The following is a 15,006-nucleotide window of genomic DNA, read 5'->3' as shown; positions in this document are numbered from 1 at the left end:
CCTGCCATGCGCCGCATTCTGTTCTTGCTGATCTTCGGCCTCGCCGGTTTGGGCGTTCTGCTGTCGCTGGGGATCTGGCAGACGCAGCGTCTGGCCTGGAAACAGGAGCTGTTGGCAGAGATCGAAAACCGCATTTCAGCCGACCCCATCGCCTTGCCCAGGCATGTTTCAGAGGACACCGACAAATACCTTCCGGTAACGGTTTCGGGTGAGATGGAACCAGGCGAAATCCATGTACTTGTTTCGGTCAAACAGGTCGGGGCAGGGTATCGCATCATCCAATCGTTCAGCACCGAGGACCGCACAATTCTGGTCGATCGGGGGTTTGTGCCGACAACGGCGAAACAGGCGCCGCGTCTGACCGGCCCGATGGAGATCACCGGCAACCTGCACTGGCCGGATGAGGTCGACAGCTATACGCCCGAGCCCGATATTGACGACAACATCTGGTTTGCCCGGGACGTGCCCAATCTGGCGGCGGCTTTGGGGGCCGAGCCGGTGTTGCTGATCGCGCGGTCTCAGACCGACCCGAACCTGACGCCTTTGCCGGTGGATACGGCGGGGATTCCAAATGATCACCTGCAATATGCAATCACCTGGTTTGGCTTGGCTCTGGTCTGGGCTGTGATGACCGGTTATTTCCTGTGGCGCAATCGCGCCCCTTCTGAGAGTGAAGAGCAATGAAATACATCTCGACCCGTGGCCAAGCGCCAGAACTGACCTTTGAAGAGGCGATGCTGACCGGATTGGCCCGCGATGGGGGGCTTTACCTGCCCGCCGAGATCCCTGTGATGAGCCATGACGAGATCGCGGCGCTTGCTGGTCTGCCCTATGAAGACATCGCGTTCCGCGTGATGTGGCCCTATGTCAGCGGCTCCTTTGCCGAGGATGAGTTCAAGCAGATCATCGCCCGCGCTTATGAAGGGTTCGGTCATGACGCCCGCGCGCCATTGAAGCAGTTGAACGAGAACCATTTTCTGCTGGAACTGTTCCATGGGCCCACGCTGGCGTTCAAGGACTTTGCCATGCAGTTGATCGGCCAGCTGTTCCAGGTGGCCCTGAAACGGCGCGGAGATCGCGTGACCATCGTCGGCGCCACCAGCGGTGACACCGGCTCGGCCGCGATCGAGGCCTTCCGGGGGCTGGATGCCGTGGATGTATTCATCCTGTTCCCGCATGGCCGCGTGTCCGAGGTGCAGCGTCGCCAGATGACGACGCCTGCGGACAGCAATGTTCATGCTCTGGCCGTGGATGGCGATTTCGATGATTGTCAGGCTGCGCTGAAAGATATGTTCAACGATTTCGACTTCCGCGACGGGGTCAAGCTGGCGGGTGTGAACTCGATCAACTTCGCGCGGGTGCTGGCGCAGATCGTCTATTACTTCTCGGCCGCCGTCAGCCTCGGCGCGCCGCACCGCAAGGTCAGCTTCACCGTGCCGACCGGCAATTTCGGCGACATCTTCGCAGGCTATCTGGCCAAGCGCATGGGCTTGCCCATCGATCGTCTGGTCGTTGCAACCAACCAGAACGACATCTTGCACCGGTGTCTGTCGGGTGAGGGGTATTTCAAGGGCGACACCATCCCCTCGATCAGCCCGTCGATGGACATTCAGGTCAGCTCGAATTTCGAGCGTGCGTTGTATTACGCCTATGGCGAGGACGGCGGTGCCGTGGCGCAGTTGATGGATGAGCTCAAAAATGGCGGCTTCAACGTCAGCCAGGGCGCGATGGAAGCGCTGCGCGAGACTTTCGACTCGGGCCGGGTGTCCGAAGACGAAACGCTGGCGACGATCAGGCATACGCTTGCCCACAGCGCGGAACTGGTCTGCCCCCACACTGCGGTTGGGATCAAGGTCGGCGAAAACCACCGTGCCACTTATACCCCGATGATCACCTTGGCCACTGCGCATCCCGCCAAGTTCCCTGCAGCGGTCGAGAAGGCGAGCGACGTTCATCCGCCTCTTCCATCCCGCATGTCTGATCTGTATGAACGTCCGGAACGGGTCACCCGGATCGCCAACGATCTGGGCGCCATCGAGGATCATATCAAAGGGCACATCGCCGAGTGACTGTCAGACAAGACCAACTGAAGAACGGCTTTCGTGTCGTCAGTGAACATATGCCGGGGCTGCAATCTGCGGCCATCGGCATCTGGGTAACCGCCGGTGGGCGGCATGAGCGGATCGAACAGAACGGCATCGCACATTTCCTTGAGCATATGGCGTTCAAGGGAACCGAGAGACGTTCGGCGCTGCAAATCGCCGAGGCGATCGAAGATGTGGGCGGGTATATCAACGCCTATACCTCGCGCGAGGTAACGGCCTATTACGCGCGCGTCCTGAAGGACGACGTGGCGCTGGCGATGGACGTGATCGGCGACATCGTTCTGAACCCGGTTTTCGACCCGCGCGAAATCGAGGTTGAGCGCGGCGTGATCCTTCAGGAGATCGGCCAGGCCTATGACACACCTGACGATGTGATCTTTGACTGGTTGCAGGAGCAGAGCTATCACGACCAGCCTTTGGGCCGAACCATACTGGGACCATCCGAACGGGTCAGTGCGTTCTCGCGCGAGGATCTGTCGGGGTTCGTGGCCGAGCATTATGGCCCCGATCAGATGATCCTGTCCGCTGCCGGAGCCGTGGATCACGATCAACTGATGAAAATGGCCGAAGAGATGTTCGGTCATCTGCAACCACGCACCGGGCTGATCGCCGAGCCTGCGCGTTTTACCGGTGGTGAAGCGCGGCAGGAAAAAGTGCTGGAGCAGGCGCATTTCGCACTTGCGCTGGAAAGCCCGGGCTATCGCGACGATGCGATCTATACGGCGCAGATCTATTCCACCGCTTTGGGTGGTGGCATGTCTTCGCGGTTGTTCCAGGAGGTGCGCGAGTCGCGCGGGCTGTGCTATACGATCTTTGCCCAGACCGGTGCCTATGCCGATACCGGTACGACGACGATCTACGCCGGTACATCGGCAGATCAGGTGGCAGAGCTTGCCACCATCACCATCGACGAAATGAAGCGCGCGGCAGAGGACATGGCCACGGAAGAGGTTGCCCGTGCCCGTGCGCAGATGAAAGCCGGGATGTTGATGGGGCTGGAAAGCCCGTCAAACCGGGCCGAACGCTTGGCACGGCTGGTTCAGATCTGGGGGCGGGTCCCGTCTCTGGAAGATACGGTGGCCCGAATTGATGCGGTCAGCACCGAAGATGTGCGCGTATTTGCCGAGCAGATGGCCGTAAACGCACCTGCCGCTTTGGCGCTGTACGGGCCGGTTTCGGGGGCGCCGACATTGGCCGAACTACAGGAGAGGCGGGCGGCGTGATGCTGTTGGGCAGACGCAAGCTGAAACTCGAGACTGCGCGGCTCAGCCTGCGCCCGCCAGTACATTCCGACTTCAACGATTGGGCCGCATTGCGGCGGGCCTCGAAAGACTATCTGACACCTTGGGAACCGATCTGGGCCAAGGACCACCTGAGCCGCAAATCCTTTACCAACCGTGTGTATTGGGCACAACGTTCTGTAACGGCCGGGACGGCAATCCCGCTTTTTCTGTTTCGCCGCGAGGATGACGTGTTGGTTGGGGCCATCACGCTGGACAACATTCGGCGCGGTCCCGCGCAGGCGGGCACATTGGGGTACTGGACCGGTCAGGCCTTTGCCCGACAAGGGTATATGCGTGAAGCCATCGGCGCGATGGTTCACCATGCCTTTACCCGTTTGGACCTGAGCCGGATTGAAGCCGCCTGCTTGCCGGAAAACCGGGCGTCGCGCGGGTTGCTGGAAAGCTCGGCCTTCAAGTACGAGGGCGTGGCGCAGTCGTATTTGCAAATCAACGGGCGGTGGCGGACGCATGTTCTGTATGCCAGCTTGCGGTCTGACCGGCGCGGAAAAACCGACGCAGGATAGGGGGCGCTGCCCCCGTCGCGGCAAGCCGCGCCTCCCCCGGGATATTTGGGGCCAGATGAACAAGGGGCATGACTTGTCGTAGTTCTGCGCTACACTCGGGGTATGCGCTGGTTGATTGCGGCATTGATGGTGATTTCGGGCGGGGCCGCTGCGCAGGAGCGACGGCCAAGTCATTGTGTCGCCATTGCCGATGCGGCGCCCGGAATAGAGTATCTGCACAGGGCGGCCTGGCAGGATCCTGTGCCGGAATTCTCGGTGCGGATCAGCTATATCGCGCATGCCTCTTTCATGATCCAGACCCGCGGCGGGCTGAATGCGGTGACGGATTTTACCGGATTTATCGGCAGCGCAAACCTGATCCCCGACGTGGTGACGATGAACCATGCCCACGGCACGCATTGGACGGCGCATCCCGACCCGGCCATTCCGCATGTTCTTCCGGGGTGGGGAGAGTTCGGGAAAGGTGTCGAGCATCATCTGGATCTGGGTGAGATGCTGGTGCGCAATGTCTCGACCGATATTCGATCTGTTTATGGTGGGGTCGAAGAACGCGGCAATTCGATTTTTGTGTTCGAGGTTGAGGGGTTGTGCATAGGTCATCTGGGACATTTGCATCATGTCCCTTCGGATGAGCAGTTTGCCGCGCTCGGGCGGCTGGATGTGGTCATGGCCGCCGTGGATGGCGGGACCACCATGCCTCTGCCCGAGATGATTGCGGTTCTGAAACGGCTGAAAAGTTCTGTCATCATTCCGATGCACTGGTTCTCGCAGTTTTCGCTGGATCGCTTCCTGGTGGATATCAGGGATACATTTCCGGTTGAGCGCGACGGGGTGTCGGAGATCACCGTGTCGTTGCGGAACCTACCGGACCGCCCCACGGTTGTGGTGCTTGAGCCGCGCTATCTGATTGATCTTGAATAAGGCTTGCGACAACCGCATCGCTTGGGCATTGAAGGCGTATGAGTTTGAACCCCGCTGATGACCGTTTTGCCGCGCTGCTCCGTTCGAAACTGGGCGACGGTGTCCTGCGCCCCGTAGAGGAACGGTATTTGGAAGAACCGCGCGGGCGTTTTTCGGGACGGGTCGGTCTGCTGGCCTTGCCGCGCAACACCGATGAGGTGGCGCAGCTGGTAAAATTGGCTGCGCAGGCACAGGTTCCGATTGTTCCATATGGCGGCGGCACTGGCCTGGTCGGCGGGCAGGTGATGTCGGCGGGGCCTGCGCCGTTGGTGATTTCGTTGGAACGGATGACCGCCATCCGGTGTGTCTTTCCAACCGAGAACGTTCTGGTCGCCGAAGCCGGGGCCATTCTTCAAGATGTTCAGGCCGCAGCCGGGGCGGTAAACCGTTTGTTTCCTTTGTCATTGGCGGCACAAGGATCCTGCCGGATCGGGGGCAACCTGTCGACCAACGCAGGGGGCGTCAACGTTTTGCGGTATGGCAACGCGCGCGACCTGTGCCTGGGGCTTGAGGCGGTGCTGCCCAGTGGTGAGATCTGGCACGGCCTCAGCCGGCTGCGAAAGGACAACACCGGCTATGACCTGCGCAACCTGCTGATCGGGGCTGAGGGGACGCTGGGGATCATCACTGCCGCATCGCTCAAGCTGTTCCCGCGACCTGCCGGTGTCGGGACGGCGGTGTTTCAGGTGGCTTCTCCCGAAGCGGCGATCGACCTGCTGGCTTTGGCGCGGGACAAGGTGGGTGAGGCCGTCAGTACGTTTGAACTGATCCACCGGCAGGGGCTTGATTTCCTGACCGAGGTTCTGCCGGATGTCCGTCAACCGTTCGCCTCGCCCCCGGAGTGGAGCGTGCTGATCGAGCTGGGTCTGGCTGACGGGCAATCACCATTTGCCGCATTGGAGGGACTCTTTGTTCGTGCTGAAGAGCTTGGTCAGGTTCAGGACGGAGTAATCGCCCAAAGTGAAGCGCAGCGGGCCGATTTGTGGGCGGTGCGCGAACGCATTCCCGAAGCCAATCGTTTGATCGGGTCAGTGTCGAGCCATGATATCTCGATCCCGATTTCCAGAATTCCCGATTTCATTTGCGAAGGCAGAGAATTGATTGCGGGCCTGGGGCCCTTCCGGATCAATTGCTTTGGCCATCTTGGTGACGGCAATCTGCATTACAACGTGTTCCCGCCCAAAGGGCAGCACCGATCGGAATTTGATGATCAAAGAGGCGCGATCAAGCAGGCCGTCCATGATCTGGTTTACGCCTTCGACGGTTCGGTCAGTGCCGAACATGGGGTCGGGCGCCTCAAGACCAACGATTTGGAACGCTATGCCGATCCAGCCAAGCTGGGCGCGATGCGGGCTATCAAACTGGCATTGGACCCGCAGGACATCATGAATCCCGGCGCGGTACTGAAAGGGTGAACACGGCCCGAACGTCGGACCGTGCCCGGTTGTTTCTTACGAGGCAGGCAGGATCACCTTGTCGATCACATGGATTACGCCGTTTTTGGTTTCGATGTCGGCCTGAACCACGTTGGCGTCATTCACCATCACACCCGAATCCAGATCGATCGTGATATCGCCGCCTTGTACGGTTGCAGCCGTCATGTCATCGCTCAGGTCACCTGACATCACTTTGCCCGGCACGACATGGTAAGTCAGAATGGCAACCAGCTGATCCTTGTTTTCGGGCTTCAGCAGGTTTTCGACGGTGCCATCGGGCAAAGCCGCGAATGCGTCATCGGTGGGGGCAAACACGGTGAACGGGCCATCGCCTTTGAGTGTGTCCACGAGTTCGGCGGCCTGAACTGCCGCGACGAGTGTTTCAAAGCTGCCAGCGGCGACGGCTGTGTCGACAATGTCTTTGCCGTGACCATCGGCGAATGCGGCAGTGCTGAACAGGATCGAGGCGACACCGGCGACGGCGAATTTGCGTAACATGAGCTTAACTCCCTAGGTTGAAATGCTTCAAGCAGCATCACCGAGGGTACGGGGCAACCTGACCACAAGATCACTTGTGTTGATCCGTTTTTCGCCTTGATCGGCGCAAAAACCGCGCTAAGCCCGCCCGGTTTTCAGTTTCCAGTCACGTTTTTGTGAAAAACTCCTGGTCAGAGTCCTTCGAATTCGCACAGGACATGCACGTCCATGCCCATCTCTTCCAACACTTTTCGGCCGCCAAGTTCGGGCAGGTCAATGATGAAGGCGCACGAGACGATTTCGCCCCCAAGCCGTTCGATCAGCTTAATACCCGCCGCGGCAGTTCCGCCCGTGGCCAGCAGATCGTCGACCACCAGAATTTTTTCACCGGGTTGGATGGCATCGTCATGAATCTCGACGATCGCCTCTCCGTATTCCAACTTGTAGTCCTGACTGATAGTCGTGCCGGGCAGTTTGCCCTTCTTGCGGATCGGGACAAAACCGACGCTCAACTGATGTGCAATCGCACCGCCCAGAATGAACCCGCGTGCTTCAAGCCCGACCACTTTGTCGATCCGCTCACCGGCATAGGGGTGCAACATCTGGTCAATCGCCATCCGAAACCCGCGGGGGTCGGCAAACAGGGTTGTCACATCCCGAAACATGATCCCTTCATGGGGGAAATCGACGATGGTTCGGATGTAATCTTTGACAGATTTGTTTCTGGACATGGATCAACCTTTTAGCGCCAAACACAGGTATTGTGTTTGACCCAAGAGGGTTGGCCTTGCAAGGAACAATTCCACGGCTGGATCAGCACCGGATTTGGGTTGCAGCGTTGAGCAGGCCAAAAACCGGGGCAACCCGTGCGCTGGCCGCGATAGGTGCCCGACCCATTTGTTTGGTTGCTGCCACCTGTGCCAAACAACCCCCGCGCACGGATTTCCGGGCGTGCAATGAGCAATCTGTCTGGTTTGCAGTTCGACGTACCTTGGTCACAGGCGCGGTCGGCTTCAATTGCTGGGAACCGGCTCAAGAACGGCCCGAAGGTGGCAAGGTTCATTGTCAATTTCCTGTCCTTGCCGTTAAGTGCCCGATAACGACAAAAACTATGCTATGAATTACACGGCATCGACAGATAGAGCATAACTTCGTTGGGAAAATACACGTGGCCAGGAATGAAGGCAAAGGATCGACCAAGAAGAACAGTCAGTTGGTCTTGCGCCTCGACAGGGATGAACGTGACTCGTTTGTCGAGCTTTGCAAAGAGCTGGACACGTCGGCTGCGCGCGAAATCCGCAGATTTATCCGTGGATTCATGAAAGAGCACGCCGAAGACTGATGCGGTGTCAGGCCGGTCGGCGTAGGACCGCCGTGGCCATACCCATGCCGATCAAGGTCAACCCGCCAAAACGCGTCATAGCAGTGATCACGCTGGCGCGACCGATCAGCCGCCGCAACTTGTCTGCCAACAGGGCGTAGGCCAACGCATTCAGCCAGGCCAACCCGACGAATGTGGCAATCAGGATGACGAACTGAGGTCCAAGCGGTTCAGCAGGGCGTATGAACTGTGGCACAAAGGCAATGAAGAAGGCGATGGATTTCGGGTTCAGGGCAGTGACGGCGGCTGCATGGCCGAATACGCTGCGCGCGGTGACATCCCGCCCGGTGTCAACCGTGCTCAATCCACCGGCGGGCGCGCTGCGCAACAGTTTGACCCCAAGCCAGACCAGATAGGCCGCGCCGACCCATTTAAGCACGGAAAACAGGGTTCCCGATGCAAGAACAAGCGCGCCTAGTCCCAACAAAGATGCAGTCATGGCTACAAGATCGCCCACCGCAACACCTGTAGCGGACGCGACGGCGACACTGCGCCCCTTGGACAGGGCATAGCTGAGAACGAGCAACACCGTCGGGCCCGGGATCAGCAGCAATGCCGTGGAAGCAGCCACAAAGGCCAGCCAGACTTCAAAAGGCATGATGCGGTTCCTTTACTCAACTCAGTTCATACAGATTTTCTGTCATACTACGAATTGGATTCAAGTCGACAATGCCGGACTCAATATCCCTGTTGGAGGCGCCAAAACAGGCCCAAAAACGCAAAAAGCATTACGCTCGAGTCCCAAGAAGTTCTAGAAAGCGCTTTCTTCAGTAAACACTTAACGAAAAATGCCAAGGAACGCTCCGTTCTGAAGAACTGGCAAAACAACAAACCTTACTAGTACCCAGTGCTAGGCCGGGTTTCGGCTCGATCCCCAGCCAGCAGTAGAAAAACCGGGCGTTTACATCACTCGCCCGGCCACCGCATCCAGTTTGGCCAAAAGCGCCGGATCGCGCTTTTCCGGTGCGGTCAGGATCGCGTATTCCAGCGCCCGGTCGCAACCGTGCGGGCAGGGTGCCCGCTCGGCCCCCAGAAGGGATGGCAGGCCCTTGACAAGTGCGCGGCCCTTGTCGGCATTGCCGGTCAGGGTGGCGATGATCGTGGTCACGTCCACCTCGCCATGGTCCGGGTGCCAACTGTCATAGTCGGTGACCATCGCGATCGACGCGTAACACAGCTCGGCCTCGCGGGCGAGTTTCGCCTCGGGCATGTTGGTCATGCCGATCACGTCACAGCCCCATTGCTCGCGATACATCCTGGATTCCGCAAGGCTGGAAAACTGGGGGCCCTCCATCGCCAGATAGGTGCCGCCCCGGTGGATGGTGATGCCGGCGGCCTTACCTGCCGTCTCGCATGCGTCCGACAGGCGTGGGCAGGTGGGATGGGCAACGCTGACATGGGCAACGCAGCCGGTTCCGAAAAAGCTCTTGTCCCGTGCAAAAGTGCGATCGATGAACTGATCGACAATCACGAAGTCACCCGGTGCCATATGTTCGCGGAAAGATCCGCAGGCCGACACCGAGATCACGTCCGTCACGCCCAACCGTTTCAGCGCATCGATATTGGCGCGATAGGGAACATCGGTGGGCGAAAGCACATGACCGCGCCCATGACGTGGCAGAAAGGCCATTTCGATACCGTCAAGCGACCCCGTCAGGATCTGGTCTGACGGCGTTCCCCAAGGGGTCTCAACCTCTACCCATTCCGGGTTTTCCAGCCCATCGATGTCATAGATGCCCGATCCGCCGATGACGGCTATCCTGGTTTGGGTCACTGTCCTGCTCCGCCTGAATAACTGATGTTGAATTTGTGCGGGTTCAGCCCGGATTTGACAAGAGGCCTATTCCCGTAACGTCAACAGGTTGCGCTGCTGCGATTGCACGGTGAAATCATCCCAGGCCGCGCCAAACATGCCCAAAGACCAGGTCAGATCCTGTGATTGTCCGTGCCGGTCTCGGAACACGAAACGGAACGCATCGCCGGTCAGCATGGCGTCCAAAATCGCCTCGGCACGTTGGTCTTCGAAGGTACAGCCAAGCCCGGTCAGGCATCCGGGGCGCCGCGTGCGCCATATGGCTTCTTCGCCGTTGTCGATGCGAAATCCGGATGGGCTGAAGAAAGTGCCCGGCTCGATCCCGAATTCAACTTTGAAACCTTCAGGTTCGGGCGTAATGAAAACGAACTGTGCCGCAAATTTTGGCCGAAAGGAAAACACTTCTGCCCGTCGGATGTAGCACCTCTGCCGCAGTGTGCCGTCTTCTTCGCGCTCGTCACAGATCGAATTCCAGATGCCGAAAATCTCGTGATGCGTTACCCGCCAGTTGCCGGCCGTGTCATTGCCATCCAAATCCTGTGCAAGGACGGGAAGGGCCGGGAACAGTAAGAAGAGGATCCAACGCATGGCCTCACATGTTGTGGCTTCATCATGGTTCTGCAAATCAACTTGCCGCGAGCGCCACGTATGCGTCACGCGCATGGCTGCATCCCGTTTTATGCAGTAGCTCAATACCGGCGCGCCAGCTACAACGACGCCTTCGCGCGAACATATAATCCTATAGGACTGTCTGATGCCCCGAGCCTTGCTGGCAAGCTTTGCCAATCGCCTCGCCATTCCCGATCTGCGCTGGGTTCCAGATGAAGGGCTGACCTTCTCACGCCTGCGGATCGAGCTGCTGTCCGGCCTGACTGTTGCCCTTGCACTGGTGCCCGAGGCGGTGGCCTTTGCCTTTGTGGCGGGCGTGCACCCGCTGGTCGGTCTTTATGCGGCGTTTTTGGTCGGTTTGATCACGGCACTGATCGGTGGACGACCGGGCATGATCTCGGGTGCGACCGGCGCGCTTGCGGTTGTCATGGTGGCACTGGTGGCCGAACATGGGGTTGAATACCTGTTCGCGACCGTTGTTCTTATGGGAATCCTTCAGGTCATCGCCGGGGCGATGCATTGGGGGCGCTTCATCCGTTTGGTGCCGCATCCTGTCATGCTGGGTTTTGTGAACGGTTTGGCCATCGTGATCTTTCTTGCTCAGATGGGACAGTTCAAAGTGCCCGGAACCATGGAAAATACCGGTCATGGCATGGGCGGCGGCGAATGGCTGTCCGGGATGCAGCTTTACACCATGCTGGGACTTGTCGGGCTGACAATGGCAGTGATCTGGGTCATGCCCCGGATTACACGCATTATTCCTGCGCCGCTGGCCGGTATTCTGGTTGTCGCGGCAATCGTGATCGGCTTTGGCCTTGATGTGCCGCGCGTCGGCGATCTGGCATCGATCGAAGGCGGCCTGCCTTCCTTCCATATTCCAATGGTTCCTTTGAATTGGGAAACCTTTGAGATCATCCTGCCATATGCAGTCATTCTGGCCGCTATCGGCCTGATCGAATCCCTGCTGACCCTGAACCTCGTGGGTGAGATCACAGGCAAGCGTGGTGGGGCGTCTCAGGAATGTATCGCACAGGGCGCGTCGAATATCGTGACCGGATTTTTCGGCGGCATGGGCGGTTGCGCGATGATCGGGCAGTCGATGATCAACGTGAAATCCGGCGGGCGTACTCGTATTGCCGGAATTGCGGCAGCGCTTTTCCTGCTGGTCTTCATCCTGTTCGCATCACCCTTGATCGAACAAATCCCGCTGGCCGCGCTTGTTGGCGTGATGTTCATGGTTGTGATCGGCACCTTTGCGTGGAACTCGTTCAAAATTCTGCGCAAAGTGCCTATGACCGATGCGTTCGTCATCGTTTTGGTCACCGTCGTAACGGTGATGGAGGACTTGGCCGTTGCCGTTGTGGTCGGCGTCATCGTCTCGGCGCTGGCCTATGCCTGGAACAATGCCAAGCGCATTCACGCGGTCACGCGTGACTCCGAGACCGAGAAAGGCGCGAAAGTCTATGAAATTCAGGGGCCGCTGTTCTTTGGCTCCTCTGACGGCTTTATCGAACTGTTCGACGTCCCGAACGACCCCGAAACCGTCATCATCGACTTCGCCGAAAGCCGCGTTGTGGATCAGTCCGCCCTGCAAGCCATCGAAAACATCGCCGCAAAATACGAGGCGGCAGGCAAACGGGTCATGCTGCGCCACCTGAGCCGCGACTGTCACAAGCTGCTGAAAAAAGCGGGACACCTCATGGTCGACAGTGATGATGATCCGGATTACGAACTGGCGGTGGACTACTCTGTCCGCACCGGCATTCTGGGCGGGCATTGACTTTGAAAGGCGGCTGAACAAGCCGCCTTTTTCAAAGGGCCAGACGCTCCAGGGTTTCGATATCTCCCCTCAGCAGGACGCTTTCGGCTTCGATGATCAATTCGACTGGCCAATCCCACCACTTCAAAGCAAGCAACCGCTCGATCTTGTCGGCGTCAAAACGATACCGCCTTACCTCGGCAGGATTGCCGGTGACAACAGAATAAGGCGGGATCGTCCCGCGAACAACTGAACCCGCACCAATTATCGCTCCGTCACCGATACTGGCTCCTGGCATGATCAGCGCGCCATAGCCGATCCAGACATCGTTGCCGACTAGGGTGTCCCGGACGTCTGGCTGATATTCCAGCATCCGTTCCGGATCGAAAACCGGAAAGGGAAAACAGGTTATCCCATCCGTTGCGTGATTTGCCGAAGCTGTCACAAAGCGGACGCCATGGGCAATTTGGCAAAACTTTCCCAAAACCAGCTTTTCGCGCGAGAACTCGAAAAGGTAAGGCGCCAAACGATTGGCCCAATCCTCGGGCGCGTCAAAATCTGACGCATAGGTGTAATCGCCCACCTGAATTCTCGGGTGGTTGATCACCTGTGACAGAAGGGCTGTTCCTCTGTGTTCCGTACCATCTGGCAGAGTGACAGGATATCGGCGCGCAGCGTCAGGCAGGGGCATCAGTCATCCGGTCTCGAAAGGCTGAACAACTCGGAAACGACGGAGTAATCGCGATACCCGAGCCGCGCCAAAGGTTGGAACGAGGTCACGTCAAACTTGCCGTCCCGAATGTGATCGTCGTGCAGGTGCACACCTGTCACCTCGCCGAACACCACCCGATTGGCTTCACCAGGCAGCGTGACGATCTGGGTCAGCTTGCATTCCAACGCAGCTGGGACCCCTTCGATCCGTGCGCAGGGTATGGTTTCGCATTCTATGGGTGAAAGCCCGGCATGCGAAAACTCGTCAACTTCTTTCGGCAAGCCGGCCGAACTTGCATTCATTGCGTCCCGATGCGCATGGGCCACGACATTTACGCAAAACACGCCCGTGGCCTCGATATTGGCGATGCTGTCCTTGCCGGCGTTCTGATCCTGTTTGGTGCCGGTCGAGGCAAACATGACCTGCGGTGGCGTATAGGCGACGCCGTTGAAGAAGGAATAAGGCGCCAGATTGTTGATCCCATCCGCGTCCCGAGTCGAAATCCAGCCAATCGGGCGCGGCGTGATGATGGCGTTGAACGGGTTGTGCGGCAATCCGTGGCCGTCTTCGGGGCGGTAGAACATCTGATCTCCAAGCGTTTGCCCAAGGCGTAGCGAAGTGCTAGGGCGATTGCCAGCAAGTAAATGAGGGCAGGGTGCAGCAATTCGGGATCAGGCCGGAAGAGCCGGACGACTGGTGGGAGGTCGAAGCCCTGTATGACCTGTGTTTTGCGCCGGGTCGCGAGGCTTTGTCGTCCTACCGCTTGCGTGATGATGTGCCGCCGGTTGCGGGTTTGTCTTTGGTCGCGCGCGACGGTCAGGGGATTCTGGCCGGTGCGATCCGGTTCTGGCCGGTTCATGTCGGTGATCATGATGCTCTGCTGCTGGGGCCGATTGCCGTGCACCCCACCCACCAAGGTGAAGGCCTTGGCGGATATCTGATACATGCCGGAGTCGAAGCGGGGCACACTCGCGGTTGGCAAAGGGTCATGCTGGTCGGGGATGAGCCCTATTACAGCCGGTTCGGTTTCACGCGATTGCACGCGGTCGAGATGCCTCCGCCCACCAACCCTGACCGGGTTTTGGGGCTGGAACTGGTGCCCGGTGCCTGGTCCGGGGTTCAGGGCGCGGTGACACGTTGGAGCCGCTGACCTATTGAAACCATGCTGCGCAACGCCGATGTTGAAAGGCAGGAGGGCGTGAATGCAGAACGTTGTTCTTGTTGAAAACGTGGATACCGAGGCCGAACTGGATCGTTTGGCGGATCACTACCGATCCGCCGGAGGGGCTGGCGTGAAACTTCTCAACAAGCTTGGAGGATCAGCCGAGTCATTGCTGGAGCAATTGCCAGAACCCGTTCGGAATGGCCTGACAGGCGCAACCGAGCAGGCGTTATGGCTGGCGATGCATGCGGCCGAGGGTTCGCGGCGCGCGGTTCCTGATCAGCAGCCCTGGGTCAATACCGCAGTGACGACTGCCATGGGTGCGGCCGGGGGGCTGGGCGGTGTTTCGACAGCCCTGATGGAGCTGCCCGCGACAACCGCGATGCTGCTACGTGCCATTCAGGGGGCTGCGGCGCGCGAGGGGTTTGATCCCTCTGCCGAAAACGTAAAGTTCGATTGCGTCCGCGTCTTGTCGGCAGCGGGACCATTGTCGCATGACGATGGGGCGGACCTGGGTTTTTTCTCGGTCCGGCTGACCCTGACCGGACCGGCCATGCAACGCCTGATTGCCGCCGTTGCGCCGCGTTTTTCGATAGTACTGGGGCAAAAGCTTGCAGCCCAGTCCGTTCCTGTGCTGGGGGCATTGGCCGGCGGTGGCACGAACTATGTCTACACGCGCTATTATCAGCAAATAGCGCGCGTGCATTTCGGTTTGCGCCGGCTGGCAATTGACGCTGACATCCCCCATGAGGATCTGGCACGGCGGCTTTCTGCCCGAATGTAGG

Annotated in this window: 17 protein-coding genes; 10 read left to right on the top strand and 7 right to left on the bottom strand. The window is 58.9% G+C overall.

Going from position 1 to position 15,006, the window contains the following annotated elements; translation table 11 throughout:
* Window positions 1-6 precede the first annotated feature (6 nt).
* The 6 genes from ACR0E2_RS15630 to ACR0E2_RS15605 all read left to right on the top strand — a co-directional run bounded on the left by ACR0E2_RS15630 (window position 7) and on the right by ACR0E2_RS15605 (window position 6,287).
* On the top strand, window positions 7-684 hold the full coding sequence (locus ACR0E2_RS15630; RefSeq protein WP_480447050.1) for an SURF1 family protein: 678 nt from the start codon (window positions 7-9) through the stop codon (window positions 682-684).
* On the top strand, window positions 681-2,069 hold the full coding sequence (gene thrC, locus ACR0E2_RS15625) for a threonine synthase (RefSeq protein ID WP_480447049.1): 1,389 nt from the start codon (window positions 681-683) through the stop codon (window positions 2,067-2,069). The genes ACR0E2_RS15630 and thrC overlap by 4 nt, the downstream gene beginning before the upstream one ends.
* Complete coding sequence (locus ACR0E2_RS15620; protein ID WP_480447048.1) at window positions 2,066-3,328, top strand: M16 family metallopeptidase; 1,263 nt, start codon at window positions 2,066-2,068, stop codon at window positions 3,326-3,328. Before thrC ends, ACR0E2_RS15620 begins: the two co-directional genes overlap by 4 nt.
* A complete protein-coding gene (locus tag ACR0E2_RS15615; RefSeq protein ID WP_480447047.1) occupies window positions 3,328-3,912 on the top strand; it encodes a GNAT family N-acetyltransferase in 585 nt (194 codons plus the stop codon). Before ACR0E2_RS15620 ends, ACR0E2_RS15615 begins: the two co-directional genes overlap by 1 nt.
* 102 nt (window positions 3,913-4,014) lie before the next feature.
* Window positions 4,015-4,833, top strand: a complete 819-nt coding sequence (locus ACR0E2_RS15610) for an MBL fold metallo-hydrolase (protein ID WP_480447045.1) — start codon at window positions 4,015-4,017, stop codon at window positions 4,831-4,833.
* A gap of 38 nt (window positions 4,834-4,871) precedes the next feature.
* Window positions 4,872-6,287 carry an FAD-binding oxidoreductase gene (locus tag ACR0E2_RS15605; protein ID WP_480447044.1) on the top strand — a complete coding sequence of 472 codons (1,416 nt, stop codon included), beginning with the start codon at window positions 4,872-4,874 and terminating at the stop codon, window positions 6,285-6,287.
* A gap of 36 nt (window positions 6,288-6,323) precedes the next feature.
* Here the strand turns inward: ACR0E2_RS15605 and ACR0E2_RS15600 are convergent, their stop codons facing one another.
* Both ACR0E2_RS15600 and ACR0E2_RS15595 read right to left on the bottom strand, forming a co-directional pair.
* Complete coding sequence (locus ACR0E2_RS15600; RefSeq protein ID WP_480447043.1) at window positions 6,324-6,806, bottom strand: fasciclin domain-containing protein; 483 nt, start codon at window positions 6,804-6,806, stop codon at window positions 6,324-6,326.
* Between the two features lie 170 nt (window positions 6,807-6,976).
* Window positions 6,977-7,516 (bottom strand): adenine phosphoribosyltransferase, encoded by a 540-nt coding sequence (locus ACR0E2_RS15595; RefSeq protein ID WP_224857464.1) that lies wholly within the window; start codon window positions 7,514-7,516, stop codon window positions 6,977-6,979.
* A 437-nt stretch (window positions 7,517-7,953) separates the two neighbouring features.
* On the opposite strand from ACR0E2_RS15595, the gene ACR0E2_RS15590 reads away from it, so the two are divergent.
* On the top strand, window positions 7,954-8,127 hold the full coding sequence (locus tag ACR0E2_RS15590; protein WP_171117543.1) for a hypothetical protein: 174 nt from the start codon (window positions 7,954-7,956) through the stop codon (window positions 8,125-8,127).
* A 7-nt stretch (window positions 8,128-8,134) separates the two neighbouring features.
* Here ACR0E2_RS15590 and ACR0E2_RS15585 read toward each other — a convergent pair whose 3' ends face one another.
* From ACR0E2_RS15585 to ACR0E2_RS15575, 3 genes are all read right to left on the bottom strand, one after another.
* Window positions 8,135-8,764, bottom strand: coding sequence for a LysE family translocator (locus ACR0E2_RS15585; RefSeq protein ID WP_480447042.1), 630 nt, complete (start codon window positions 8,762-8,764; stop codon window positions 8,135-8,137).
* Between the two features lie 303 nt (window positions 8,765-9,067).
* Entirely contained in the window at window positions 9,068-9,940 is an 873-nt protein-coding gene (locus ACR0E2_RS15580; protein ID WP_480447041.1) for an S-methyl-5'-thioadenosine phosphorylase, read from the bottom strand.
* A 66-nt stretch (window positions 9,941-10,006) separates the two neighbouring features.
* A complete protein-coding gene (locus tag ACR0E2_RS15575; protein ID WP_480447040.1) occupies window positions 10,007-10,567 on the bottom strand; it encodes an invasion associated locus B family protein in 561 nt (186 codons plus the stop codon).
* A 166-nt stretch (window positions 10,568-10,733) separates the two neighbouring features.
* On the opposite strand from ACR0E2_RS15575, the gene ACR0E2_RS15570 reads away from it, so the two are divergent.
* Window positions 10,734-12,368 carry a SulP family inorganic anion transporter gene (locus ACR0E2_RS15570; protein ID WP_171229611.1) on the top strand — a complete coding sequence of 545 codons (1,635 nt, stop codon included), beginning with the start codon at window positions 10,734-10,736 and terminating at the stop codon, window positions 12,366-12,368.
* Between the two features lie 31 nt (window positions 12,369-12,399).
* Here ACR0E2_RS15570 and ACR0E2_RS15565 read toward each other — a convergent pair whose 3' ends face one another.
* Both ACR0E2_RS15565 and ACR0E2_RS15560 read right to left on the bottom strand, forming a co-directional pair.
* Window positions 12,400-13,038 (bottom strand): CatB-related O-acetyltransferase, encoded by a 639-nt coding sequence (locus ACR0E2_RS15565; protein ID WP_480447039.1) that lies wholly within the window; start codon window positions 13,036-13,038, stop codon window positions 12,400-12,402.
* A complete protein-coding gene (locus tag ACR0E2_RS15560) occupies window positions 13,038-13,643 on the bottom strand; it encodes a flavin reductase family protein (RefSeq protein WP_480447038.1) in 606 nt (201 codons plus the stop codon). Before ACR0E2_RS15560 ends, ACR0E2_RS15565 begins: the two co-directional genes overlap by 1 nt.
* 71 nt (window positions 13,644-13,714) lie before the next feature.
* On the opposite strand from ACR0E2_RS15560, the gene ACR0E2_RS15555 reads away from it, so the two are divergent.
* Window positions 13,715-14,209 carry a GNAT family N-acetyltransferase gene (locus tag ACR0E2_RS15555; protein WP_480447037.1) on the top strand — a complete coding sequence of 165 codons (495 nt, stop codon included), beginning with the start codon at window positions 13,715-13,717 and terminating at the stop codon, window positions 14,207-14,209.
* A gap of 52 nt (window positions 14,210-14,261) precedes the next feature.
* Complete coding sequence (locus ACR0E2_RS15550; RefSeq protein ID WP_171170805.1) at window positions 14,262-15,005, top strand: EcsC family protein; 744 nt, start codon at window positions 14,262-14,264, stop codon at window positions 15,003-15,005.
* Window position 15,006 lies beyond the last annotated feature (1 nt).

Source organism: Ruegeria sp. A4 (genome assembly GCF_056543025.1).
Note: the sequence above shows the minus strand (reverse complement) of the source record. Positions and strands in the feature narration are given on the sequence as shown.